Here is a 26,367-nt window from a genome sequence, read left to right on the forward strand (position 1 = left end):
TACAAGTATGGACGAGACTAGCAATAATTTTTCCTCAATAATAAAAAAAGATTCACGAATCGAATCGTGAATCCTTTAAGCATTATTCCTTTTTCGTTAACTGTAGTGCCTTCTTAATATCCTTGAACGAATTAGATTTACCGTACATCAGCACACCGCCTTTATAAACTCTTCCGCCAAAGACTGCCAGGATGATGATGGAAGCAACTAAAACGCCCATACCTAAAATCGGCTCCCACACGGGAAGGCTTAGCATGCCTGCCCGCATGAACATCAGCATTGGTGTAAAGAACGGGATATAAGAGGTGATAGTTATAAATGTAGTATCCGGGTTATTTAAACCAAACATCGCAATCATAAAGCCTGCCACTACCATTAAAGTCATTGGAGTGATCATTTGCTGCACATCCTCAATACGGCTGACAAGCGATCCGAGGAATGCTGCAAGCGTTGCATATAAGAAATAACCGAGAACAAAAAATACCACAGCATAGACGATAGTTGCAGCAGGAATGCCGCTAAAACCAAGAAAGCCATCAAGTGTACTCATGTTATCAGTATTTGTGACAGAAAAATACCCTACTACAAGAAGAACCGCCAGCTGGGTTATACTTACAAGCCCGATACCAAGAATCTTAGCAAACATATGCTTAATCGGCGATACACTGGAAATCAGAATTTCCATAACCCGTGATGATTTTTCTGTCGCTACTTCCATTGCTATCATGTTAGCATATAGGATAACTGCAAAATAAATGAGAAATAACAGTACATAAACAAGTCCTCTTGCCTGATTTAATTCTTCCTCTGTTTTCGCATTCTTTTCAAGGGCGAAATGCTCAAACGGCACTGGTTCGTTTAATTTCTCTAGCTGTTCACCAGAAAGATTCAATTGTGCTGCTGCCAGCTGACTCTTAACTGCTTGAACGATAGTTTCTACGCTAGTTGCTGTAGCTGAATCCGTTATATCCATACTATAATAGGATGCTTCAGGTAAATTTTCACTATCATAGTCAAGAATCAGCAACCCTTGATAGGAATCATCCTCTACCTTTTTCTTTGCTTCTGACTCACTGTCTACATAGTGCTCCAGTTCCATTCCTTCTTGAATCGATTCTGACATGGCTGCAACAGATGGATACAGTTCGTTCGTTTTGTCGATGACCGCAATTTTATCGGCTCCATCCTCATCATTGAACATGTCGATGATAGATTGGAGATTTGTTAAGCCAAGGATAAGCAGTAATGTAATAATCGTTGTAATAATGAATGATTTCGTTTTTACCTTTGTCCAGTAAGTATGGAATAAGATAATCCAAAAGCTATTCAAGTGAAGCACCTACCTTTTCGATAAAGATATCATTTAAAGTCGGCTCCTCAAGCGCAAATTTTCGGATGAAGCCCCTTCCAACAATATCCTTCAGAATATTCTCTGCAATTTCCTCTCCTTCAATTTGCAGTGCCGCGCCTTCTGTCGTCTGTTTCAGCTTAACAACACCAGGAAACTTAATTAAATAAGTCAAATCAAAATCAGCATGGATCGTGACATTTTTCTTCCCGAAGCTTCGTTTGATTTCCTTCAAGCCGCCATGTACTACCGGCTTTCCTTTATGCATGATACAAAGGTTCTCACACATCTCTTCAACATGCTCCATCCGGTGACTAGAAAAAACAATGGTCGTGCCTGAATTCTTCAAGTCGATAACAGCACTTTTCAACTGCTCCACATTAACTGGATCTAACCCGCTGAATGGCTCATCTAAAATAAGCAGCTTCGGCTTATGTAGAACCGCACTGATAAATTGAATTTTTTGCTGATTTCCCTTTGATAGCTCCTCCACTTTTTTCTCAAGATATTCAGGTACTTTAAAACGCTCCAGCCAATACTTCAGCTCCGTTAGTGCTTCCTTTTTGTCCATGCCGCGCAGTCTTGCTAAGTAAACAAGCTGGTCCTTTACCTTTAGTTTCGGGTAAAGTCCCCTTTCTTCAGGTAAATAGCCAATTTCTGGACTTGTCGAATAGTTAATTCCCTGACCGTTCCAAGTTATGGCCCCTTCACTTATATCCAATATTCCGAGCAACATACGAAAGGTTGTTGTTTTTCCTGCCCCGTTTCCGCCCAGAAATCCAAACATTTCATTTTCGGGAATTGATAAAGATACATTATCTACCGCAACAAATGAACCAAATCTTTTTGTTACATTTTTTATTTCTAATGCCATTTCCGATCTCCTCCTTCACCTTTCATACGAAAAGATATGCAGAAAGTTTCACAAATAACTGTAAAGATTGGACAAAACTAAAAAAAATCCCATGAAACAAAAACTTCACGGGATTTTTCAAGCTCTAATGAGATAAAAAGACGAGCTGATACAAAAATAATACGGCAAATATATAAACGAGCGGATGAACGGATTTGCCTTTACCTGTAACTAATTTCAACAACGGATGAGAAATAAATCCTAGCGCGATCCCTGTTGCAATACTGGAAGTAAGCGGCATGCTCAAGATAACAAGGAAAGCTGGGAAGGCTTCATCAAATTCAGACCAGCGCACTTTTGCGATAGCTCCCATCATCAAGCTGCCGACAATGATAAGTGCAGGCGATGTGATTGCAGATAATCCTGAAACAGCACTCACAAGTGGTGCAAAGAATGCAGACACAATAAACAAAGCCGAAACAGTAACACCTGTCAAACCTGTTCTTCCTCCAGCAGCAACTCCTGACGTTGATTCAATAAATGCTGTTGTCGGGCTTGTTCCAAACATTGCTCCGATAGAAGTACCAACAGAGTCTGCAAGCAGTGCTTGCCTTGCTTTAGGAAGACGGTTATTCTTCATTAAGCCTGCTTGCTCTGCAACACCAACCATTGTTCCTGTCGTATCAAAAATCGTTACAAGCAAAAAGGAGAACACAACTGCATACAAACTATGCTGGAACACATCTCCGATTGCCGCAAAAGGATTTGTAATAATTAATCCTTCCGGAAGATGCGGAACACCAGCAATACCTGCAGCAAACGAAAGCTGTCCTGTAAAGAACGCAATAATACCTGTTGCAATCATCCCTAAGAACAATGCGCCTTTTACATTCATCGCAAATAAAATGATTGTAATCGCAAGACCAACCAATGCAAGCACAACAGCTGGTGACTGCAAATCGCCAAGACCAACAAGATTTTCTTTATTATCAACAATGATACCTGTTTGTCTTAAGCCGATAAAAGCAATAAACAAACCGATACCTGCCGTAATGCCATGCTTTAAGTTTTCCGGAATCGCCTCAATCAGCTTTTCCCTGAACGTTGTTAAAGACAGAATCAAAAAGATAATTCCTGCAACGAAAACAGCAGATAAAGCAATAGTGTAATCGATACCGCCATGACTGCCAACAACTGAATAAGCAAAGTAAGCATTCAAGCCCATACCTGGTGCAATCGCGATTGGATAATTAGCAAATAAAGCCATCCAAAGTGTACCGACGACTGCTGCAATGATTGTTGCCATAAACACTTGGTCAAAAGGAATTCCTGCACTCGATAAGATAACAGGGTTTACTATAACGATATAGACCATTGTCAAAAAAGTAGTGAAGCCGGCCGTTATCTCCGTTTTCACATTTGTATTGTTCTCTTTAAGTTTAAACATGTTTACCTCCAAAAAACGAACATTTTAACACAACTCTTATATATTATTCGTTTTCTAACAATAATGCAATCTTTTTCTTACGCTTCCATTACAATAAATGGCCTATTTCTTGGTACATAAATAAAAAGGAAGATAGTAATAGCAGTTAACTCTGCTATTACTATCTTCCTTCATCTTAGCTGATTTTATTTGTTTCACAGCGATTTTTCTGCAGAAAAATGCTCTTCTAGCAATGCCAATTTTTTGTCTGTATATTCTTCAAAGCTGTCATTATAGGTTTTAGGATCTTTTGGATTAGAGAACTGCGTAATTTTCCCTGTAACTGGATGTATAAATTTACTTGATGCCCCACACCCAAGGCCAATTACCGTTTGCAGCTCCTCCATCATCATAATATTATAGATGCTCTCCTGACCGATTTTCGAGTAGCCGACATTTTCCAAATTTCCAAGAATGTTTTTTTGTCTATACAGATAATATGGTACATACTCATATTTCTCTGTCCAATCTTCAGCCATTCTCATCATCTCTTGTATTTCATTCCTGTCTGCAACCTTGTATCGCGCCTTGTTTCGCGTCATTTCAGAGGCACGTTTAAAGGAAAGGGTATGAACTGTCAGGGATTCAGGCATCAGTTCCTCTGTTTGGTCAAGGCTGTGCTGGAACTCTTCAACTCCTTCTCCTGGAAGACCAATAATTAAGTCCATATTGATATTATTCATTCCATGCTGTCTAGCCAGATGGTACTTTTCAATTGTTTCCTCTACCGTATGATGTCTTCCAATCGCCTTTAAGGTTTGCTGTGTATATGATTGTGGATTAATACTAATTCTGTCAATATTCCACTTATTCAGTACTTCGAGCTTTTCAGGCGAGATGGTGTCTGGGCGGCCTGCTTCTACCGTTATTTCTCTTATACTTTGCACATCAGGGAAGGATTGGTTCATTTGCTCATAAAGCATGTCCATTTCCTCAGCTGTTATGCTAGTTGGTGTTCCCCCGCCATAATAAACAGTCGTAATTTTAATATTTTTAGATTTAAGCCATTTCCCTGTCTTCTGTATTTCATGATGAAGACCGCCTAAGAAGGAAAATACCGACCCTTGTCTCCCGTTTATTGCATATGCCGGGAATGTGCAATAAGCACATTTTGTTGGACAAAATGGAATTCCTATATAAATGCTTACTTCCTTCTGCAATTCATATAAATCAGGGATCACAGCAAGCTGCCTGTCGATGATGCGCTGCATAAGATCGATTTTCTCGTCTGACATTAAATACTCATCCTTTAATGCCTGATGGGCCTCAACTTTTGGTGTATTATTTTGCATATGCTTGTGAAGCAGCTTTGTCGGGCGAATGCCTGTTAGAATTCCCCACTTTTGAATCATGCCTGTGAAATCTTGCAATACCTTTAAATACACTTGAGAAATCGCATTTTTCTGTTCTTTAAATCTTTCCTTCTCATCAAGGTTTGTTAAATCCTTTTCACAATTGAATGGCTGTCTGCCATCCAATCTACCTTCCACAAAATACCTGGTTTCTTCTTCAGAAACATCAAACTGAATCACCATTTCCGCTTCGTCTTCCGGAGTGAAAGTCACCTTTGTATCTTCAAAAAACAAGTTGCCGATATGCTCTAATGGTCTGATTAACCTGTCATCCTGCAACCCGCTTATCGTAATTGATTTCATCTGTATAGTCACCTTATCTATCATAGTTATTATTTATTCTAAAAGCCATTATACTTCAGTCTACAAAAAGTGACCAGCCAGGTCAAAGTATTGTTAATAAAACCAAAAAAACCCTATGCATTTGCAAGGGATTTTTTTATTATATATAAATTAATAAATGCTATTTAATAATATTCATTTTGCGGAGAAACTCAATCGGCTGTTGTTTGCGGAAATGCTCCTTCACCATATAAGCAACCCCGTCCTGATTATTGGACCTTGTTACCCAATCGGCTGAAAACTTTAGTTCACTTGGTGCATTGCCCATGGCAACACCAAGGCCGACCGCTTCTATCATTTCTTTGTCATCAAGACTATCACCAATAACGACTATTTCTCTTCGATTAATGCCAAGATGCTCAGCTAAATAAAGCAGGCCATTCAACTTGTTAACACCCTCTGGGAGAATCTCAAGGCGAAGATCATTCATTTGAACAATATTGACTTCCTCAAACATTTTGTCTAAAACCTCTTTAGCATCTGAACAATCCTTCTTGTCTTCGAAATATACTTCTATCTTGGGGGCACTGACAGGCTCCTCCAGTAATACTTCACTGAGGACATCAACAAACTGATGGGAATAGAATACAGGATCACCTGAGTTAAACACAGTTTTGGCGAGCATATTATGATTAAGCCTTGACTTGTTAGCAAGGGAAAACTTCTCATGCACAAGTCTGATTTGACAAATAAAGCCTTCAAGGAAACGAACAATTTCATATGTAAGCTCTTCTGTCAGTCTGTTTACGTATAATGTTTGATCTGCATTGTCCGATATTAGTGCGCCTTGATGTGTCACAATATAATTCTCCAGTCTCAAAGCTTTTGCAACCTTGCGTGCTGAAGGCAGGCTTCTTGATGTTACCAATGTTACATAGATGCCTTTTTGCTGGACGTACTCTATTGCCTCTTTAGAGGATTTACTCAAACGCCCATTTGATTGGATAAGAGTTCCATCAATATTTAAAGCCAATAAGCGATAAATCATCTTGTTCCCCCCAATTTCAGTTTCTAATGTCTTATATATCATGTATGAAAAAACTCCCTGCATTAGAACTCACGGTCGTTAATTCCACCCTTTTTGCTGCAATAGAATTATTATTTTTGGAAACATTTACAAATAACCTATGCGAATATATCAGCAAACTTTTAGCAAACTATTTAATGTAACATCCAATTCACTTAAGGAGGAAACAACAATGTCTAACAATTCTAATCAACTATTAGTACCTGGTGTATCTCAAGCTCTGGATCAAATGAAATATGAAATTGCGACTGAGTTTGGAGTAAACCTTGGTGCTGAAACTACTGCACGTGCCAACGGTTCTGTTGGTGGAGAAATCACAAAGCGTTTAGTACAAATGGCTCAACAACAGTTACAAGGCTCTAAATAAGATTCTGCCATTCTTAGCTAAACAACTGTATAAACATGGAATTGTGCCCATAGCTTAAGCTATGGGCACTATTTTCATATATAAAAAACTGTCCCTTAAATCGGCAATTATTAAGGTGGAGTTATTTATAGTATTTACAGAATTGGAAGAAATAGATATATTCTACAGATAATTGCTGCACCAAGGTCATTGGTGCTGATTTAGGCTGTCTCGTTAATCTCCTTGAGTCACACAAATGTCAAATAAAAAAGCTGCCCCTTAGGACAGCTTTGTTTCATTATTGTTGTGGCGCTCCGTATAATTCTTCAAGCGGCTTCATGATAATTTGGTTAAGCTCAGCAATTACCATGCTCATGCGTTGTTCAGCTTCCATCAATTTAGAGATGGACTCGTGCTGTTGTACTAATGCCACTGTCTTTTGGGCTTGTTCTACTTCTTCTTGTGTGATTTCAATCCCTGACATTTGCTTTTGCTGCAGCTGCATTTGGATGTTTCGGAAGTTTTCAAACATTGCCTTCGCAGATGGATCACCGTTCACTAAATCATACATTTTTTTTAAGTTTGTATATTCATCGCTTTGACGAATAGCTTTTTCTAGCTCATAACCTGAATCATGAAGGTTTACTGCCATATTAAACAACTCCTTTTTAACAATTGTCTCCACTATAACAAACTATGCTCTATATTGCCAGAAAGACCCTTTATTTCCTTGGGCAATATAGATCGTACCTCTAAGAATGTGACCAGCTTTAAATGTGCTCAGGACCTACATGACTTTTGATAACCTCCCTTTTACCCCAACCCTTCATGCACCAATTATGTGCTTTAACATACGATAATATCAGCTTTAGCCTATATTTTAAAAAACTATCATATCACCTTATAAATGAGGAATTGCAATGAGAATAAATTTGCTTCCGCTGTTCATAAAAGAAAATTCCTCCTTTCCTGCAAATAAGGAGCCAATACTGCGTATTAGCACTTCCTTGTTCCATTTCTGGGAAATAGAAAATAATAATCCTGTTCTGCTCCAGTTAGGCAGCATGACAGTTCCTGTATTAGTTGAAGCTGTTCATGATGATAAACAAGTAATCTCTTTCAGTGACAGCTTAAATCAAACGTTAATGCTTCCGAATCAGGAATTAACACTGCTCAGCTATTTCGAAAAGCAGACCCGTACACTTACACTTGGTCCAGTGATAGCAATATTGACTGATGCCCCTGCTGAGCTGGAAAATGATGTTTCTTTTCGATCCATTCATCAATTTTGCCAAGAATTCCAGCAAGAAATTACGCGCATTGGCGGAATTCTGTATGTAGCAAGCCTCCATGATTGGAAGGAAGACTATGTTGACGGCTATTCCTATCAACAGGACAAATGGATAAAAACATCTCTCCCATATCCTAATGTTGTTTATAATCGCCTTCATCTCCGAAAAGCAGAAGCAAGCAATATGTTCAATGAGCTGAAAAAAGATTTGGCTCAGCAAAATATTCCGATTTTCAACACACAATTTTTTTCTAAATTTGATATATCTGAAATGCTTCAAAGTGACAATATATTAAAAAATCATGTTCCAGAGACAAATTTGCTCTCAAAAGAGACACTCGAACAGATGGTAAAAAAGCACAATACGATTTACATTAAACCGATTCACGGCAGTCAAGGTCGGCAAATTATCCAACTGCATAAAGAAGAAAATGCTTGGAAAACGAGCATTTCCTCTGGTAAAGAAAAAGGAAAAGTTCATTTCTTTTCTACAATTGAAAAGCTCTGGAAATGGTTACAGCGGTTCATACAAAAACGTGCATATATTTGTCAGCAAGGAATTAATTTTCAGCAGTACCATAACCGCTCCCTTGATTTTAGAGTTCTTTGCCATAAGGATATTCGGCAACGCTGGAAAGTCACCTCCATTGTTGCCAGATGCGCTCAACCTGACTCGTTTGTCGCCAACTTATTTCAAGGAGCAGAAATGATTCCGGCAAAATCAGTTCTTCAAACATTATTTGGCGAACATTTAGGAAAAAGTGTTGAGGTTCAATTCAAAGACATTTCCCTGCAAACAGCCAAGGCTCTCACCTCTCAAATAGATGGAGACATAGGCGAGCTCGGCATTGATATGGGCATTGACGTATATGGTCATCTATGGATTATTGAAGTTAATTCAAAGCCTTCAAAAAACCTTGATTCTGTTATAAACAAAGTCAGACCCTCTACAAAGGCATTACTGGAATATTGTCTAAGCCTTTCTTTTCCACATATAAATAAAGGAGAAAAACAAGATGTCTAGTTTCGGTATTATGACACTTTCATTAGAAAATGAAAAAAGCTATATCACTGAGATTGCTAAATTTGGTGAAGCTACAGGCTTTAATGTTTATCAATTTGTTCCTTCCAGCTATAATCCCCTTACAGAAAAGGTATCTGGCAAGGTTTTTGACAAGGATAAAAACGCTTGGCATAAACAAGACTTTCCTATTCCAGCCTTTTTATATGACCGCTGTTATTATCAGGAAGACGCTCATTCTAGACAGTGCAAAAACATTGTCGAGTGGCTGAAGCAAAAGAAAGATACAATTTTTATCGGCAATGGGCTGCCAAACAAGCTTAAGCTTTACGATGTCTTAAAGGCTTCCAAACTGAATGCCTATATTCCTAAATCGAAGCCGGTACTTTCTGCAGAAGAGCTATTAGAGGATCTTAGCTTTATTAATCCTATCATGATAAAACCGATAAACGGATCACAAGGTAACGGTATTTATTTCATAAAAGAACAAAATAGCTGTATACATGTAAGAACAGATAAGAAGGCAAAGCATGTTGAGCATATTTTTTCCGATAAAGAAAAATTCTCACGCTGGCTGGCACAGCTGCTGCAAAAGAATGACTACTTCAGCCAAGTTTATCTTCCTTTATGCACTGCTCAAAAACAGCCCTTTGACATTCGGGCCTTACTCCAAAAAAATGAACAAAATACATGGGAGATTGTTGAAAAAGGAATCCGACTAGGTACAGAAGGCAAAATTATTTCTAATCTTAGCACTGGAGCAGCTGTAATCCCATTTAAAGAATGGCTGGAGAGTGCTCCCTACAAAATGAAGAGTTTTATTGAAACTGAAATAGATGATATTTTAACAACCCTTCCTCCTATTTTGGAGCAAACATTTCCTGCTCTTTTTGAGTTAGGTGTCGATATTGGCATAACAGAGAATGGCTCACTGTGGATACTTGATGTTAACAGTAAGCCTGGCAGAAAGGTCATCCTTCAGGCATATCCAGATTTAAGTGGAAAGCTGTACAGAGCACCATTAGCTTATGCAGCCATGCTGAGAGATGGACAGAGGAGGAACAGCAATGAAAAAACTTTATTCTATTGAAGTGATAGAGGATTGTGAAAATACTATCCTCCTTCCTGCAGATGCCTCCATTCCTGCAAATCTCAAGCGAGCGGCCTTCGGAACAATAAAGGTAGATTGCTCCATCGCCCTGCAAAAATTTGGCGGCAATGTTGTCAGGATAAGCGAGGACTTATTGCAAACATTAAAAATCCCGCCTGTTTCACCTGTCCTACATGTTTTTTTTGAGGGAGAGATTCTCTATCTCGGCCCTCTTGTTGGAATATTTACCTCGGGATTCGGTTCTGGTGAGGTCAGACCCATTGGCGACCGCTCTATCATTTTCTCTAAGCTTTTAGCCGTCCAAAATACTGCTGGTGTTACTGCCTTTTTATTTGGAGCCCAGCATATTAACTGGGATACAGGCACAATAAACGGATTATTTTATCATGATGGCTGGAAACGGTTTGAGGTGCCATTTCCAGATGTTATATATGACCGCATCCCAAACCGTCGCACAGAGAATATGCCGAAAATAAAAAGGGTAAAAGAGCGGCTCCAAAAGGATTACTTAATTCCTTGGTACAATCCAGGCTTTTTTAACAAGCTCGACATTTATGAACGCTTGCTTCAAGAGGACAGTATTGCAGATTTTTTGCCAGAAACCTTGCCATTTACCTCCTTTTCCATCGTGGAACGAATGCTGGGAAACTATGGGCATATTTACATTAAACCGAAGAACGGCAGCCTTGGAAAAGGAATCCACCAAGTCCTCTTTGACAAAAAAGACCAAAACTATTATATGCGCTTTAAAGAACAAAGTGGTGAGAAGCGACTGTTGAAATTCGATACACTCGAAAAGCTCGTGCAGCATATTACCGCAAAGCAAAGCATATCGAATTTGATTGTCCAACAAGGCATCCATTTAATGCGCTCTGAGCAAAAACCAGTCGATTTCCGTGTCCATACAAATAAGAATAAACAAGGGATTTGGGAAGTGACAGCTATCGCTGCCAAGATTGCTGGCGCAGGCAGTGCTACTACACATATGAACAGCGGCGGTATTGTCAAAGCAGTCGACGAGCTAACCGATCTCGATAAGGATTACGAACTGCTTAAGGAGAAACTGATCAGCTCCGCATTAAAAATCAGCAAATCATTGGAAAAGCATACGGAGGGTACAATCGCCGAGATAGGCTTTGATATCGGCATTGACCGTAAAGGGAGAGTATGGCTGTTTGAAGCAAATTCAAAACCGGGCCGAAGCATCTTTAAGCATAGCTCCTTGAAGAAGGATGATTTGCTCACAAGAAGATTGTCCTTAGAATATGCTGTCTTTCTACATGAACAAAGCATTAAAAAGCCTGAGGACATATACAGATGATGATCTATTATGATGGTAATGCAAAGTCATGGCATTCCAATCATTCCGGTTTCACTTTAGGAAGCAACAACCAGCCGCTGTTGCCTTCATTTACTACTCCGCTTGAATTTCTGCCATTTAAAATGATGACAAGGGGAAATAATATTGGGCCAATTGTCGGTATATTAACTTCCTATAATTCTAATAACAAGCTTATCGGCAATCGTCCCCTTTTCGAAAAGCTGCAAAGAGAACTAGATGAGTTCGGGGGGATGATTGTCATCTTCCCTCCCGAACAACTAACAACCACGAAGGTGGATGGATTTACGTACATCGCCTCTCAAGATAAATGGTTGCCAATAACTACTCCTCTTCCACATGTAATCTATAATCGTGTTCCATTCCGCAAGACGGAGGAAGGCTATTCGTTTGCAGCAGCCATTGAGCTTATTAAAAATAATAGCCTTCCTTTTTTTAATCCACATTTCATTAATAAGTACGAATTAAGTCAACTTCTCAAACAAGATATCATGCTACAAAACTACCTTCCTGACACTGAATTGCTTCACTCAGAACAAACAGTAACAGATTTCATAACAAAATATGGCTCAGTTTATGTTAAACCGGCAGCTGGATCTAAAGGAAAGAATATTTACAGGCTCAGCAAAAAAAACGATGGCTCCATACTGCTGCAAAGTATTCAAGGAGAACAGCAATTTTCCTCACTCCACGAAGTAGTTAATGATTATTTGTCGATATGGACTACGAAAGAACATATTATCCAAGAGGAAATAAATGTAGACTTATTTAATGGGCACCGCTATGACTTTCGGATACTTGCAACATATCTTGATGGCAATTATAAACTGACTGGAGTCGGCATAAGACAATCCTCTCGTCAGGATGTCACTACACATGTGCCTGCAGGCGGGAAAATCATTTCATATGAACATGTACAAAACAAAGAGCATGACCGTTTTTTTCTGCTTGCTGTTAAACATTGCGGTGAATTGTTAACAAGCCGGTTTGGCTTTTTCGGCGAATTTTCGATAGATGCCTGCATAGATAAAAGCGGTAATTATTATATTTTTGAAGTAAATTCGAAACCAATGCTGTTCGATGAGCCTGAAATCGAAACAAACCGCTGCAGACAGCTTGCCAAGCTTTTCTATGAGCTGTCAGGCTTTTAAGTAGCCCGAATGAAATATATCCACCTGACACATTCTAACAGCAGGAGGGATAATAATGGACAAAAAATACGAAGACACGGGTTTTGAAGGCAGAGACAAAGCTTATGTAGACATTGACAGAATGATTAATGAAGGCCTATCTGGCGGCAAAGTATTTCGTCACGACAGTAACACGAATATTGAAGAAGCAAGGGAACTGGCAGAAGAAGCACCACCACATGTTACGGAGTAAATAAGTGGTTCAGAAGAAACACAGCTATATCAGGCTGTGTTTTTCATTGCCGTTTTTCTGTAACTATTATAAGATTATGATAGCGATTTCATCTAACTAAGACAGTGTAATTCACCCTTATAAGGAGGGATAATGATGAAGCAAAAATTATTAACGTATTTTCATGGTGCAGTAGAGCAAACGGCACCTCCTTCTGATTTTCAGCTTGATAGCTACCACTGGTTTCACATTGATGGGGAAAACGGATGGTTCGGGTTTCAAAAAAATGAAATGGACCTTTCCCAATTCGATTTATTAAAAACCCTATTTAATCATTATTTGCCAGAGGGAACGAAGGAAAATCGTGAAGAGGCAATGTGGAGCGAATATTTGTTTTTCGGTGGCATGCTTCCAGATAATCCTTGTGAAAATTTTCGAATCATCCAGTTTCAAATAAATGACCCACATGTTGACAAAGACGCAATTGAAACTGTATTTAAAGGATTTACCCATAGCAGCAGTATGGTCATTTGGAATGGTGCTAACAGAGGAATTATTGTAGAACGTAACGGAAACTTTCTGGAAGACGAGGAATATTCCTCTTTTGCAGAGGCTATCCAGTCTGATTTTTATTTTACAATAACCTTTTATATTGGAAAAGTTATGGCTTTTCTTCAAGAAAGTGCAGCAATATTCTCGCAAGAAAAAAGTTTTTTCACAGCAGGCTTAGCTATAAATCCTGGAGACAGGACTCTTTCCTTTGAGACAATTCTGCCCCACTTACTCATAAGCAGGCTTGATGAGCAAGAACTGGAGCCCTTTAAAAAATGGTTCTCCATCCTAGAGGAAGATAAGGAACTGCTTCTAACGATAAAAACATTTATTGAAAACAATGGTCATAATACTAATACTGCAAAAAAACTGTTCATCCACCGCAATACATTGCAATATCGACTTGATAAGTTCACTGAAAGAACAGGTCTGCCATTAAAAAACTATCATAACTTTTTTACAGCCTATCTTGCTTGTTTATACTTTAGCAATAAAAAGCCTCGAAATTAAATAGACAAGAACGTATGTTTCCATTTTTTTACTGGTCAACTCTAACTTCCTATCATATAATAGAGCATTAGAATACTAACTTATATGATAGAAAGAAATGAGGATTAACAGTTTGAAAGGTACAGCACATTCTTGTATTGGCGCAGGAGTCGGGTTTGCAGTTGCCAATTATGTTGATGCCGCTCCATCCACTACTCTTCTTTTAGTTGGAATCGGCGGGATTGCGGCACTTATGCCTGATATGGACATTGACGGTAAGCTGAGTAATAAAATAACTATATCTCATAAAGTATTTCGAGCAATTGCTCAAGCGGTTGGCGCGCTGATGATTTTATACAGCATTTACGCTGGAAACGAGACAGAGCTTTTGTTCAGTATAGGAGCAGGGCTTGCGATAATTCTGATTTCTTGTTTAATCAAGCAGCGGCATATGCTGACGATAACAGGGGCTGGTGTCCTGTTTGGCGGGATTTCTCTACAGGAAACCTGGCTGATACTTTTGGCAATTTTCATTATTATTGCCTCCTTCACCCCACATAGAAGCTATACCCACTCCATTATCGGAACCATTTATTTTGCTTATATTTCGTTCCAATTTGCACAGTCACTGCAAATTGATGGTGTTTATTTGACTTGTTTGCTTGCCTACATAAGTCATCTTGTCGCAGACATGTCCATTTTCCCTTTCAACAAAAGGGGCGTCAAATTATTTCTACCCTTGTCATCAAAGGATTTCTAAACGAAGAGGCTTGGACAAAAGTATGTGAACTATTGTAAAAACCGAACTATAATCGTATATTGAAATGCCCCCTGTCAAGTAGACAGTTGAAATAATAAAAAAGATTTAAACAGCTTGAGCTCTATATTCCATAGGGCTTAAGCCGTTTAATCGTTTTTGATATCTTTCATAATTATAAAAATGAATATACTCCTCTATCGCATGTTCAAGTTCCTCAAATGTATTATATTTATGTATATAATACTTCTCACATTTCAGTGTTCCCCAAAAAGATTCCATCGGTCCATTATCAATACACCGACCAACTCTTGACATACTCTGCGTCATTTTCGCCGCATCTATCCTTTGCTTAAATCCTTTGGAGGTATATTGATACCCACGATCACTATGGATAAGTGGATGTTCCTCCTCTAATAATAGTGCAGTTGCTTGGTCTAGCGTCTTAAATACAAGTCTATTATTATTGGAATGTCCTATAACAAAACTTACAATGGAGCCATCATAAAGGTCACGAATCGCACTTAAATAAGCCTTCCTTGATTGGCCATACTTAAATTCCGTTACATCTGTAACCCATTTTTCATTTGGTTTTTCCGCAGTAAATTCTCGATTTAGTCTATTTTCCGCCACCTGTTTAGGAGTAAAGTGTTTATAACGTTTTTTCTTGGTGCGGATAATCGAGCGTAAGCCCGCCACTTTCATTAGTCGATAGATTCTTTTATGATTAAGTTTCTCTTTAAACTGTCTATTCATGTGAAGCGTCATTTGACGATAACCGAAGGTGCTATCCACTTTTTCATGAAGAATCTTCATTTCTTTTATGATTTTTTCATTCAGTAAATCCTGGGAAGTAGGGAGACGATTCAGCCATTTATAATAGGCGGATCGTGCTATTTTGACTATTTCACAAAGTAAAGAAATACTTATGTTTTCTTCCCTGTGAAGCTCCTGGATAGCGATATATTTATCCTCGAATCGGATAGGCTTTATTTTCTCCTCCTTTCTATCTCCTCCAACTTTTTTAAATACAAATTCTCCGCACGTAACCGTTCATTTTCTTTTTCTAGCTTTTTCATTTGAAGCTTGAATTTTTCTTCTGGAGTTAGCTTTGATTCCTCTTTCCTTTTACCACGTCTATCTTTCAACGCTTCTTCTCCGCCATCTTCATACTTCTTTACCCAGTGATAAACTTGTTGATAAGAAACTTGATACGTATCCGCTGCTTCTTGATAATTTTTTCCGTTCCCCAAGCAATCAAGTACAATATGTAATCGTTCTTCCCAAGTTAGTTTGCTTTCATTAGTCATAGAGCCCGTCCTTTCTTGTGACGCATCTTTTAATTCACTATGACTATTATACTTCCTAATCCAACTTCTGAGGACAGAGGGATGGGATATTTCATACATTCTAGAAACCTCACGAATCGAAGAACCACCGGACAAATACTCTTTTATGGCGGATAACTTTAGTTCTTCCGAATATTTTCTCCATGCGGAAGACTCCTTTAATCCTTCTAAGCCAAAGGTATCAAACTTATATTTCCATTCCAAAACGGTGGCATGATGTACTTTATAAATGGATGCCACTTTAAGTGAAGAAAGTGATTCATCAAACGCCTTCACTATTTCATATTTTTCTTCTGCAGAGTAAAACTTTCGAGACATAAAAAATACTCCCCTATAGTATCCAGATTTTATTTTTTAACCTGTCTACCTATAGGGGAGCTTATCATATCGATTTAATGGTTCGGTTTTTTAGTTTTAATACAATAATTAGAAATCTTAGTGAAATGGAGTGGAGGCACTCGACTCCTGCGGGAAATAGAGGAAAGGATGAGACCCCGCAGGCGAAGACTAGGAGGTTCCATAACCTCCCCGCGGAAAGCGCGAGGACGAGCGTGCAATGAAACGAACTAATTTTAACTCCAAATTCAATTTAGTCACAAGCTTCATTTTTCATTTTTCAAATATTGATGTAATTTTATTATTCGTGTTTAGAAAGGTTATCTTTTGTTTTGTCCCAGCCTCCCAATATAAAGAAAGCGCTTTTATGCAAATTGTTCAAAACAAGCTGTTATTTTTCATGCAAACCGCCGATGTGAAAACGTTATCAATCATGTTACATTATATATATCAAATTGCAGGGGGTATGGAACGATGGCAGAATTAGTATTGAAGAATATCTATAAAATTTATGATGAAAAGGTAGAAGCTGTACGCGACTTTAATTTACATATTGAAGATAAGGAATTTATCGTGTTTGTCGGGCCTTCAGGCTGTGGTAAATCTACGACACTTCGAATGATTGCAGGATTGGAGGATATTTCTAAAGGCGATTTCTTTATTGATGAACAGCGTGTCAATGACGTTGCTCCAAAGGACCGCGATATTGCAATGGTATTCCAAAACTATGCTTTATATCCACATATGACAGTTTACGATAATATGGCATTTGGATTAAAGCTGCGCAAATTCCCAAAAGCTGAAATTGATGAAAGAGTAAAAAACGCAGCGAGAATTCTTGGCTTAGAAGAGTATTTAAAGAGAAAACCAAAAGCTTTATCAGGTGGTCAGCGTCAAAGGGTTGCACTTGGCCGTGCGATTGTCCGTGACGCAAAAGTCTTCCTTATGGATGAGCCGCTTTCCAACCTTGATGCTAAGCTTCGTGTGCAGATGCGTGCGGAAATTTCAAAGCTTCACCAAAGACTGCAAACAACTACAATTTATGTAACACATGACCAAACTGAAGCAATGACAATGGCTTCAAGACTTGTTGTTATGAAGGATGGCATTATCCAGCAGGTCGGTGCTCCAAAAGAAGTATATGAAAAGCCTGAAAATGTTTTTGTAGGCGGATTTATCGGATCACCTGCAATGAACTTCTTTACAGGAAAAATCACTGACAATAAATTAGTAATTGGTGATGCTTCTTTCGTTATCCCTGAAGGAAAATTAAAAATTCTTCGCGAGCAAAACTACATCGGGAAAGAAGTTATTTTCGGAATAAGACCAGAGGATATCCATGATGAGCTTGTATTCCTAAGCAGCTCTGAAAATACGAGCTTTGATGCAAGAGTTGACGTATTTGAATTGACTGGTGCAGAAAGCTTAGTCTACTCAACACTTGCTGGTAAAGAGTTTGTTGCACGCCTTGATTCAAGAGCTAATTTGGCAGCAGGAGCAACTGTGCAATTAGGCTTTGATATGAATAAAAGCCATTTCTTCGACAAAGATTCAGAAAGCCGTATCCGCTAATATACTGAAAAGGAAGGGTTAATCCCTTCCTTTTTTCTATTCCTGAATAAACACTAAGTCCTCCATCCCGCATGACTCACATAATACAAGATGCGGACATAAATGCTTTTCCAAATCTGGATAGCCGTTCTCTAGCTTCATTTGATCAATTGGCATATATGCGCTGTAGTCATCATAATAATCCATGATTCTTCCCTTATCCTCTACCTGCTGTCCGCAATCGGCACAGACTTTATTAAGTTGTTCCAAGCCATTGCATAAAGGGCAAATATTCATTTCCACACCTCATTAATAAAAAAGTTTCCGTTTATTTTCTGTTTGATAAGAAAAAACTATTCGAGATCAATAATTCTCCACACAGTTAATTGGAATATATTTCATTAAAAAATAAATGCATAGAAAAGCTCCTGGTAACCATAATAAGAGTACAAGCAGCACATCAATGGACCATATCAAGCGATAGTAAGATTCTCTTACTTGCTGGTGCAAATCCAGCTGGTCCAACCAAAAAACTAATTATACAAGGAGCTGGAAACAAAATGGCAAACAACAATTCATCTAACAACCTTTTAGTACCAGGAGTATCTGAAGCTCTAGACCAAATGAAATACGAAATCGCATCAGAGTTCGGTGTTAACTTAGGTGCAGAAACAACTGCTCGCGCTAACGGATCTGTTGGTGGAGAAATCACAAAACGCTTAGTACAAATGGCTGAACGTCAACTTGGCGGTTCTCAATTCTAATTTGCAAAACTTAATATAAAATGGCAAGAAGCCCCCATGTAAATGGGGGCTTCAGCGATTTTTTAACCTGCCTTCGAACCTTGTTGAAGCTGGTACATTTGATAATACCTTCCTTTAAGCTCCATCAATTCTTCATGATTTCCTTTTTCTACTATTTGACCGTGATCAAGAACAATTATTTGATCAGCATTACGGATTGTTGAAAGACGATGGGCAATAATAAACGTCGTTCTGCCCTTTTTGAGAACCTCCATTGCCTGCTGGATAATCTGCTCTGTTTCCGTATCAATACTGCTTGTTGCTTCATCCAAGATGAGGATAGCAGGATCAAAGGCAAGTGCGCGTGCAAAGGAAATGAGCTGGCGCTGGCCACTCGACAACGTGCTTCCCTTTTCAATAACAGGTTCATCATAGCCTTTCTCAAGGTTTTTGAGAACTCGATCTGCCCCAACATCCTTTAATGCTTTTTCGACTATCTCTCTTGTAATGGCAGGATTGTTAAGGGTTACATTTGAGGCAATCGTTCCTTTAAAGAGAAACGGGTCTTGCAAAACAATACCCATATGCTTCCTTAAATCCTGTCTCGACATTTCGGAAATATCCATACCATCAATCGTTATTTTACCTGACTGGATATCATAAAAACGGAACAATAAATTCATGATAGAACTCTTCCCTGAACCGGTGTGCCCAACAAGTGCGACCGTATCTCCATGCTGCGCCTCAAATGAAATGTCTTTTAAGACATATTCATCCTCCTTATAAGCAAAGTTAACGTGTTCAAATGCAACATTGCCTTTATATCTCGTTATGCTTGGGCTTGCTACGTCAATACCGTCCTCACGAAGCAATTCAAATACTCTGTCACCTGCAACTAGTGCCTGCTCTAAATTTGCCAATTGATTGACAATTCCCTGCACTGGCTGAAACAAGCGGTTAATATAATCCACAAACGCGTAAAGAACACCTAATGAAATGGCAGAGGATACACTTAATGTCTGCCCTGCAACAAACCAGATAAATGCTACAAAAATAAGGTTTCTGAGTACAGCGACTAAATTATGTGAAGTCAAGCTGTTCAAATTAAGCATTTTGTTCTGGTACTTAAAATGCTCTTCATTTAGGGTCTCAAATTCACTAGAGGTTTGTTTTTCCTTGCCAAATGCCTGAATGATATTCATCCCTTGAATGGATTCATTCACCATTCCGTTAATATCACTGATTCTTGCTCTAATAACATGATTATATTTTGCTGCAAATCGTCTGTATCCGATCATCCATAAATACAGGATCGGCAGCAGCACAAGACAAATCGCCGCAAGCTTCGCATTAAGGATAAATAATGCAACGTATATACCAATAATATAAATACCGCTTGAAAAGAAGTTAGAAAGAACTGTCACATACAGCTCTCTGATTGCTTCTGTATCATTTGTTACTCTTGCAACAACCTTGCCTGCTGGCAGGTTATCGAAGTATTTAATTGGCATCCGCTGAATTTGGGCAAATACGTCCTCTCTCATCTTCTGAATTATTCTGTTTGCAGATTTCTGCAAGTAGAGATGCTGTCCATATTGAAATATGGAAGCAATAATAACAAGCCCGAAATAAAAGGCAAGCAATTTAATAATCGAAGGCACTTCTAGTTTAAAGAATGCAAAGACATCCTCCATACTGAGACGCTCTGCTTCATACTTGGCAATATCACTGCCTGAGGAAATCGTCAAGACTCCATCTTTATAGCTTCTTTCTCCATCAAAGCGAATGTCTTCTTGTACAAACAAGAAGTTCCTTCCGACTTGAAAAATCCTCGCATCCGCTGTATCATTTTCTCCTGTCGGCTTAACTTTCGTGTACAAATTGCCGTCATACTCGACTGCTCCTGTACTTGAGGTAGTTTCATACCATTTATTTTCAATCCCCATAATATGGTCATCAATAATTTTTTTGGCGATAAATGGTCCAGCTAAATCTGCAACAACCGCTATCGTGAGCATGATGAGAGCGAATATTATTATTTTTTTAAATTGTAATGCATATTGAAGCAATCTTCTTCCAGTGCTCATGCTTGCACCTCAATCCCTGTAGACTGTTCCGTTTTTGTTTGCTGGATTTCAAACTGTTCTTTATACCAGCCGTTTTTTTGCAGCAGCTGTTCATGTGAGCCATGCTCTATAATTCTTCCGTCTTCTAGGACGATAATTTGGTCTGCATGCTGAACCGCTGTCATTCTATGTGTTGTGATAATTGTTGTTTTCCCTGAACGTTCTTTTTTAATATTTTGGATAATATTTTGTTCTGTTTTGGCATCAACTGCAGATAAGGAATCGTCCAAAATCAGAATTTCAGGATTTCTAATTAACGCTCGCGCGATTGAAATCCGTTGTTTTTGTCCGCCAGATAAAGCAACACCCTTTTCTCCCACAAGCGTTTCCAATCCTTCTGGCAGCATTTCAATATCCTGGTTAAATGAAGCTAAGCGAATTGCTTCATCTAGCTGACTTTCCGTTGCACGCTCTAAATTCCCAAATAGGATATTTTCTTTCACTGTTTTTGAAAACAGAACATGATCTTGCGGTACATAGCCAATCCAGCTACGGAGCTTTTGCAAATTTATTTCGTCAATGCTCGTGCCATTGATCGATAATTCTCCTGCACCTTTTGGATACTCTCTCAGCAGCTGCTTCACCAATGTTGTCTTACCGCTACCGGTTTTCCCGACAACCCCAATTGTTTCACCTCTGTTAACCCGCAAATTAATATCGTTAAGATTAACAACGGCAGATGACGGGTACTGGAATTGTACTGCATTAAATAATATAACGTCAGGAACAACTACTTCATTTCCTGTACTAGGATTTACGACATCAGGCTCATAATCTAATGTTTCCTGCACCCTGTCTAATGAAGCGTTTCCTCTTTGCATGACATTCATTAATTCACCAATCGCAAACATTGGCCATACAATCATTCCAAGGTAGACGTTAAAGCTAACAAGCTGACCAATGGTAATTTGCTGCTGAAAAACCAGATAGGACCCGTAACCTAGGCCAATAATATAGCTCAGCCCAACAAGGATACGAATCGTTGGTTCAAATAAAGAATCAATCTTTGCAACCTGAATATTTTTGTTATAAACATCCTCTGTCATCTCATGAAATTCTTTTTCATCATCCTTCTCCAATACATATGCCCGAATAACACGGACACCACCGATTGACTGAAGGACTTGATCATTTAAATCTCCAAAAGCATCCTGAGCCTCTGTAAATCGTTTATGAATTCGATCACCGTATATTTTCATGATGATAGCCATAATCGGCAGTGGCAATATCGCTGCAAGTGTCAGCTTCCAGCTGACTAAAAGGCACATCGTAATAAGAATGGTAATCATAAACGCTGTCGAATCAATCAATGTTAATATCCCGAATCCCGCTGTAATACTAATTGCCTTCAAGTCATTTGTCGCCCTTGCCATTAAATCACCAGTACGGTTTTTTTGAAAAAATGTCGGTGTCATTTTAAGCAAGTGTCCCATGAAATTACTCCGCAGCTTTCGCTCTAACACAAAAGCTCCGCCAAACAGCTTATACATCCAAAAATAGGTTATTGCATATGAGCTGATTGTGATGATTGCTACCGCAGCAATATATTGCATTGTCTTAACGCTTGTTAACGAACCTACATTAATTTCGTCAATAAACATTCCGAGAATTTGCGGCGGCAAAATATCGATAACGCCCACAAGGATAAGTAACGTGATAGCTATCGTATATCTTTTCCAGTGTTCTTTAAAAAACCATTTTAATTTAAATAAAATCGAAAACATATTTTTCTCCCCTCATCTCACAAAACTTAACTAGCCGCTTTCCAGATCCATTCTGTTTGCTCCAAAACTTCTGTTACTTACAATCATTAACATCTTCCTCCTTAAATTTTCAGTAATATATATAGAAAAGAGGCAAATTATTATTTCCCTCTATTTCTCCAACACAAAAAAAGAGACAGACCGCCCCATGCGATCTGTCTCTTTTGATGCTTGCCATTTAACATAAAGCCGAAAATATTCGGCAATTATCTTTTGTGCATCAATTATCCAGATAGAAGCTAAGGCCACTGATATATAAAATTCCAAGGTTGATATCCATCATTTTGTTGTTCCACATATCAGTCGCCTCCCTTCTTTTCATTAATTTTCCAATATAATATAATTGAAGATTAACACGCTCCAATATTAAAGTCAATTGCTAATATTTCGACAAATACCGCTTGTAATTGGAGACCTATTACCTTCCTCCCCTATTTCAGTATACTTATTCCTCCTTAAGTCGGAGTTACTTTAGTATTTAAGTCACGTTTTTTCTTAACAAAGTTTAACCAACAGCGATTCGGGTACTTGAATGTTACATAACAAAGATTAATAATGGACGATTATCTTTAAAACAACAGGTAGAAAAAGGAGCGAGAATAATGGAGACATTTTTGAAAAGGGTAACTCTTCATGAAAATATGACGGTAAAGGATATTCTTTCCTTTTATGAGGCAACAAAAAAATTCAATGTAAAGTGTCAGCTTTTATGCAGTAAACACGTTGTGGAGACAACCAGCCTTCCTAAGCTTGTTTCTTTTTTCTTAACAGCAGGATCAAAGCAGGATATCCAAATTAAATTAGAAGGAACACAGGCCAACTCTTTCTGGAAGAGCCTCGTATCTAATAAGGAAAATTCGTTCTTAAAGGCCTATAACCAAAATGGCATAGCTTAAATAATAAAAAGCTTGAAATGCATCCATTTCAAGCTTTTTATTATCCATCAGATACTTACTATTTATCATGACTGCGCTGTCGACAATTCCTGGAATCGCTCCATCGACTCTTTTTCGTCAAAGCTTGAAAAGATGCGGAAATGATCTTCATCAATAATTCTGAAATGCTGGCTGATGATGTTCTGCTGAAGAATAAATCCGTTTTTCCTGTCTGCTTCACGCCACCATACTTTACCGCCAAGTGTCTTTTCCTTTCTGTAGTCCATGCCGTCACGTGCTACTGTTTCCAACACTTCTAACGGCTCATTCCCAAACAAGAAACGCACTGTTTCTGTTTCTCTGAATAAAGCACAAACTGCCACAACAGTCGACCAGCCTGCATACAATCTGCCTTTTTCAATTTGAACGAGAGTTTTTTTTGATAAACCAATAACTTCAGCCATCTTGTCCTGAGTGTAGCCTGCCTCAGTCCGTATTAAGCGCATTTTTTCCGATACATTAAAAATAATCTCTTCTCTTGTCAAAATGCATTCATTCCCTTATTAGTTATGTGTAATTTTACACTTGTACTTTTATTATAAGCCTATAAAAGGCAAATTTCAATTTTTAGCTTGTTGAATTTCAGTGTAATTGTTATCGAAGAAAAAATGCCTGCTAAATAGCAGACATGTTTCTTTAATGCTGTTTGTAATTTTTCAATATATCCTGCAGCTTTTCTCCATGTTTAACCATTTCTTCGGCAGCATTTGTTACATTTGCGATTGCTGTAATTTGTTCATCCGTTGAAGAGGCCACTTCCTCGACAGATGCTGCGTTTGATTCAGATACAGCGGAAATAGCTGAAATAGATTGGAGAATATGACTATTCTGCTCTACTACTGTCTTAAGCTCTGCACCAAGATCTTGGACTGCATGAATCGTTTCATTAACAGCTGAGGATATGTTAGTGAATTCATTTTCAGTGCCATTAACCGCGTTATTTAATTCCTCTGATTGTGTAGTAGTTTCAAATAATGCCTGGACTGTTTTTTCCGTTTCCTTTTCAATAGACTGAATCATTTCCTGAATTTGCTTTGTCGCAAGGTTTGTTCCTTCTGCAAGCTTTCTGACCTCACTTGCTACAACAGAGAATCCTTTGCCATGCTCACCTGCTCTGGCTGCTTCAATACTGGCATTCAATGCAAGCAGGTTCGTTTGATCTGAAATTCGGTCAATTGTAACAGTAATATTGGATATATCGAGAATTTTTGTATAAAGGCTCGATATTCCCACACTCACTTCGTCTGTAGCCCTTTTTGCAAGCTCATTCGATTTTTTCAGCTGATTGATCATTACTTGACCTTTTTTGGTTGCCGACTCTGAAACTTGAGCAGCATCCTTAATCTGATCATTTTTTTCATTCATTTTATTAATTGAATTATTTAATCTGCCCATTTCCTTGTTTACATCTTCTAATTCAGCCGCCTGCTCGCCAGCCCCATGAGCCATATCTCCCATTGCTCTGCTTATTTCCTCTGAGCTTGCAGACGTTTGCTCCGCAACTGCTGATAGTTCTGCTGATGATTCAAGAATTAAATTACTGATATTGCTGCTTTGACCAAGCAAATATTCAAGCTGGCCTTTTAAACTTTCTATGCTCAAAGCTAGCTTGCCAACCTCATCCTTAGAAGTATGAGAAATCTCCTGTACATCCAGATTGCCCTCCGATAGCCTCATGAAGGATTCGCTTACATTTGCTAATATCACAAATTTCCTTCTCCATGCTATGTAGAATACTGCTGAAAGTACAACTGCTGAAAGGATTACTGTTGCTCCAATCAAAGCAAGCGGCTGTGTAAAGCCATTTTGTAACGCGTAATATCCTGCCATACCAGAAGCGGCTGCACCAACAACGATAACTATAAATACAAGTGCCACCATTTTCGCCAATAAGCTTTCCCTCTTTTTCACTACCATCTATCTCCCTTCTAGCTACTGTTATTATTGAGGCACATATCTCAATAATAAAGCGTTATCAAATGAACTTACTATAAAAACAACTACTTATTTACTAAGTCTATCGGCTTATAAAAACAAATATTAAGCTGTTTTTAAATTTTTTCTTCCTTTAAAGCATTTGCCCAATATGCTTAAACTGCGGCTTTTTTTATATCACCTGTTGTTAAAGTCGCATAAGCTAAAGGGAAAATGATCATATAAGGAAGGGAGTGAACTCCCATTTTGCATATACCTGTAGATCAAGAAACCCATATTCGTATGCTGCTTTTACAGGACAGCAATGAACTGTTTCAACTTATTGACCAAAATCGAGCCTATTTAAAGGAATGGCTTCCATGGATTGATCATATTATCTCTCCTTATCAATATCAGTCAATCATTCCAGATTGGCATAAACAGGTTTCGGAAAATAACGGCTTTCAAGCAGGCATTTTTTACAGAGACAAACTTGTTGGCATGATTTCACTTCAGCAGCTCGATTGGATGAGCAGGCAAGCGAGCATTGGCTATTATTTAGGCAAATCTGTGCAGGGAAAAGGAATTATGGCTAAATGTGTTGCTGCTGTCTTAAATCACGCTTTTTATTACTTGAACCTTAATCGCATTGAAATACGATGTGGTATCAGCAATGTCAAAAGCCAAGCAATTCCTAACAAGCTCCAGTTTAGAAAAGAGGGTATTATTAGAGATGGAGAATGGCTTTACGACCATTACCATGATTTATATTTATACAGCATGCTTGAACGAGAATGGACAGCACTACACCATCGTAATTAATCCGCTTTTTTCCCCTTTCAATTTACTTTAAAAAAGAAAAATGTTTAAAAAAACCAAAAATGCGCTAATAGTTTAATGATGCGATAAACCTTAAGCTAATTCTTACTAGGAATGATTAGTTTGGTGTACACTAATACAAACTTACGTGTATG

At 38.4% G+C, this 26,367-nt stretch carries 24 protein-coding genes; 12 read left to right on the forward strand and 12 right to left on the reverse strand.

Annotated features, from left to right (window positions below; translation table 11 throughout):
- Positions 1–82: 82 nt before the first annotated feature.
- The 5 genes from CEQ21_RS09570 to CEQ21_RS09590 form a co-directional block, all read right to left on the reverse strand.
- On the reverse strand, positions 83–1,330 hold the full coding sequence (locus CEQ21_RS09570; protein WP_185764422.1) for an ABC transporter permease: 1,248 nt from the start codon (positions 1,328–1,330) through the stop codon (positions 83–85).
- Positions 1,323–2,222 carry an ABC transporter ATP-binding protein gene (locus tag CEQ21_RS09575; RefSeq protein ID WP_127736351.1) on the reverse strand — a complete coding sequence of 300 codons (900 nt, stop codon included), beginning with the start codon at positions 2,220–2,222 and terminating at the stop codon, positions 1,323–1,325. The genes CEQ21_RS09570 and CEQ21_RS09575 overlap by 8 nt, the downstream gene beginning before the upstream one ends.
- Before the next feature lie 124 nt (positions 2,223–2,346).
- Positions 2,347–3,648, reverse strand: coding sequence for an NCS2 family permease (locus tag CEQ21_RS09580; RefSeq protein ID WP_185764423.1), 1,302 nt, complete (start codon positions 3,646–3,648; stop codon positions 2,347–2,349).
- A 194-nt stretch (positions 3,649–3,842) separates the two neighbouring features.
- A complete protein-coding gene (locus tag CEQ21_RS09585; protein ID WP_185764424.1) occupies positions 3,843–5,342 on the reverse strand; it encodes a coproporphyrinogen III oxidase in 1,500 nt (499 codons plus the stop codon).
- Positions 5,343–5,502: 160 nt separating this feature from the next.
- Entirely contained in the window at positions 5,503–6,369 is an 867-nt protein-coding gene (locus CEQ21_RS09590) for a Cof-type HAD-IIB family hydrolase (RefSeq protein WP_185764425.1), read from the reverse strand.
- Between the two features lie 211 nt (positions 6,370–6,580).
- Here CEQ21_RS09590 and CEQ21_RS09595 point away from each other — a divergent pair, with 211 nt between their 5' ends.
- On the forward strand, positions 6,581–6,775 hold the full coding sequence (locus CEQ21_RS09595) for an alpha/beta-type small acid-soluble spore protein (protein ID WP_127736364.1): 195 nt from the start codon (positions 6,581–6,583) through the stop codon (positions 6,773–6,775).
- Positions 6,776–7,052: 277 nt separating this feature from the next.
- On the opposite strand, the gene CEQ21_RS09600 is transcribed toward CEQ21_RS09595, so the two are convergent.
- Positions 7,053–7,406 (reverse strand): YlbF/YmcA family competence regulator, encoded by a 354-nt coding sequence (locus CEQ21_RS09600; RefSeq protein ID WP_185764426.1) that lies wholly within the window; start codon positions 7,404–7,406, stop codon positions 7,053–7,055.
- Between the two features lie 268 nt (positions 7,407–7,674).
- Here CEQ21_RS09600 and CEQ21_RS09605 point away from each other — a divergent pair, with 268 nt between their 5' ends.
- From CEQ21_RS09605 to CEQ21_RS09635, 7 genes are all read left to right on the forward strand, one after another.
- Positions 7,675–9,069 carry a YheC/YheD family endospore coat-associated protein gene (locus CEQ21_RS09605; RefSeq protein WP_185764427.1) on the forward strand — a complete coding sequence of 465 codons (1,395 nt, stop codon included), beginning with the start codon at positions 7,675–7,677 and terminating at the stop codon, positions 9,067–9,069.
- On the forward strand, positions 9,062–10,156 hold the full coding sequence (locus tag CEQ21_RS09610) for a YheC/YheD family endospore coat-associated protein (RefSeq protein ID WP_185764428.1): 1,095 nt from the start codon (positions 9,062–9,064) through the stop codon (positions 10,154–10,156). Before CEQ21_RS09605 ends, CEQ21_RS09610 begins: the two co-directional genes overlap by 8 nt.
- Positions 10,134–11,498 (forward strand): YheC/YheD family endospore coat-associated protein, encoded by a 1,365-nt coding sequence (locus CEQ21_RS09615; RefSeq protein ID WP_185764429.1) that lies wholly within the window; start codon positions 10,134–10,136, stop codon positions 11,496–11,498. Before CEQ21_RS09610 ends, CEQ21_RS09615 begins: the two co-directional genes overlap by 23 nt.
- Complete coding sequence (locus tag CEQ21_RS09620; RefSeq protein ID WP_185764430.1) at positions 11,495–12,667, forward strand: YheC/YheD family endospore coat-associated protein; 1,173 nt, start codon at positions 11,495–11,497, stop codon at positions 12,665–12,667. The genes CEQ21_RS09615 and CEQ21_RS09620 overlap by 4 nt, the downstream gene beginning before the upstream one ends.
- Before the next feature lie 55 nt (positions 12,668–12,722).
- Positions 12,723–12,899 (forward strand): hypothetical protein, encoded by a 177-nt coding sequence (locus CEQ21_RS09625; protein WP_185764431.1) that lies wholly within the window; start codon positions 12,723–12,725, stop codon positions 12,897–12,899.
- Positions 12,900–13,031: 132 nt separating this feature from the next.
- On the forward strand, positions 13,032–13,940 hold the full coding sequence (locus CEQ21_RS09630; protein WP_185764432.1) for a PucR family transcriptional regulator: 909 nt from the start codon (positions 13,032–13,034) through the stop codon (positions 13,938–13,940).
- 112 nt (positions 13,941–14,052) lie between these two features.
- On the forward strand, positions 14,053–14,679 hold the full coding sequence (locus CEQ21_RS09635) for a metal-dependent hydrolase (RefSeq protein ID WP_185764433.1): 627 nt from the start codon (positions 14,053–14,055) through the stop codon (positions 14,677–14,679).
- Between the two features lie 105 nt (positions 14,680–14,784).
- Here CEQ21_RS09635 and CEQ21_RS09640 read toward each other — a convergent pair.
- Positions 14,785–16,343 (reverse strand): IS3 family transposase gene (locus CEQ21_RS09640; RefSeq protein WP_235907232.1). Its coding sequence is split into 2 segments (ribosomal slippage): positions 14,785–15,692 and positions 15,692–16,343, totalling 1,560 coding nucleotides; the frame shifts between segments, so codons are not numbered across the junction.
- 492 nt (positions 16,344–16,835) lie between these two features.
- Here CEQ21_RS09640 and CEQ21_RS09645 point away from each other — a divergent pair.
- Positions 16,836–17,933 carry an ABC transporter ATP-binding protein gene (locus CEQ21_RS09645; RefSeq protein ID WP_185764434.1) on the forward strand — a complete coding sequence of 366 codons (1,098 nt, stop codon included), beginning with the start codon at positions 16,836–16,838 and terminating at the stop codon, positions 17,931–17,933.
- A 36-nt stretch (positions 17,934–17,969) separates the two neighbouring features.
- Here CEQ21_RS09645 and CEQ21_RS09650 read toward each other — a convergent pair whose 3' ends face one another.
- On the reverse strand, positions 17,970–18,209 hold the full coding sequence (locus CEQ21_RS09650; RefSeq protein ID WP_185764435.1) for a hypothetical protein: 240 nt from the start codon (positions 18,207–18,209) through the stop codon (positions 17,970–17,972).
- 263 nt (positions 18,210–18,472) lie between these two features.
- On the opposite strand from CEQ21_RS09650, the gene CEQ21_RS09655 reads away from it, so the two are divergent.
- Positions 18,473–18,676, forward strand: coding sequence for an alpha/beta-type small acid-soluble spore protein (locus CEQ21_RS09655; protein WP_127736396.1), 204 nt, complete (start codon positions 18,473–18,475; stop codon positions 18,674–18,676).
- 62 nt (positions 18,677–18,738) lie between these two features.
- Here the strand turns inward: CEQ21_RS09655 and CEQ21_RS09660 are convergent, their stop codons facing one another.
- Together CEQ21_RS09660 and CEQ21_RS09665 are read right to left on the reverse strand one after the other, a co-directional pair.
- Positions 18,739–20,742 (reverse strand): ABC transporter ATP-binding protein, encoded by a 2,004-nt coding sequence (locus tag CEQ21_RS09660; protein ID WP_185764436.1) that lies wholly within the window; start codon positions 20,740–20,742, stop codon positions 18,739–18,741.
- A complete protein-coding gene (locus CEQ21_RS09665; protein ID WP_185764437.1) occupies positions 20,739–22,505 on the reverse strand; it encodes an ABC transporter ATP-binding protein in 1,767 nt (588 codons plus the stop codon). Before CEQ21_RS09665 ends, CEQ21_RS09660 begins: the two co-directional genes overlap by 4 nt.
- Before the next feature lie 641 nt (positions 22,506–23,146).
- Here CEQ21_RS09665 and CEQ21_RS09670 point away from each other — a divergent pair.
- Positions 23,147–23,440, forward strand: a complete 294-nt coding sequence (locus CEQ21_RS09670; RefSeq protein WP_185764438.1) for a hypothetical protein — start codon at positions 23,147–23,149, stop codon at positions 23,438–23,440.
- A gap of 65 nt (positions 23,441–23,505) precedes the next feature.
- Here CEQ21_RS09670 and CEQ21_RS09675 read toward each other — a convergent pair whose 3' ends face one another.
- Together CEQ21_RS09675 and CEQ21_RS09680 are read right to left on the reverse strand one after the other, a co-directional pair.
- Positions 23,506–23,964 (reverse strand): helix-turn-helix transcriptional regulator, encoded by a 459-nt coding sequence (locus CEQ21_RS09675; RefSeq protein WP_185764439.1) that lies wholly within the window; start codon positions 23,962–23,964, stop codon positions 23,506–23,508.
- A gap of 151 nt (positions 23,965–24,115) precedes the next feature.
- Positions 24,116–25,390, reverse strand: a complete 1,275-nt coding sequence (locus CEQ21_RS09680; RefSeq protein ID WP_185764440.1) for a methyl-accepting chemotaxis protein — start codon at positions 25,388–25,390, stop codon at positions 24,116–24,118.
- A gap of 270 nt (positions 25,391–25,660) precedes the next feature.
- Here CEQ21_RS09680 and CEQ21_RS09685 point away from each other — a divergent pair, with 270 nt between their 5' ends.
- A complete protein-coding gene (locus CEQ21_RS09685; RefSeq protein WP_328593471.1) occupies positions 25,661–26,215 on the forward strand; it encodes a GNAT family N-acetyltransferase in 555 nt (184 codons plus the stop codon).
- Positions 26,216–26,367: the final 152 nt, after the last annotated feature.

This window comes from Niallia circulans (assembly GCF_007273535.1).
Lineage (GTDB): Bacteria > Bacillota > Bacilli > Bacillales > Cytobacillaceae > Niallia > Niallia circulans_B.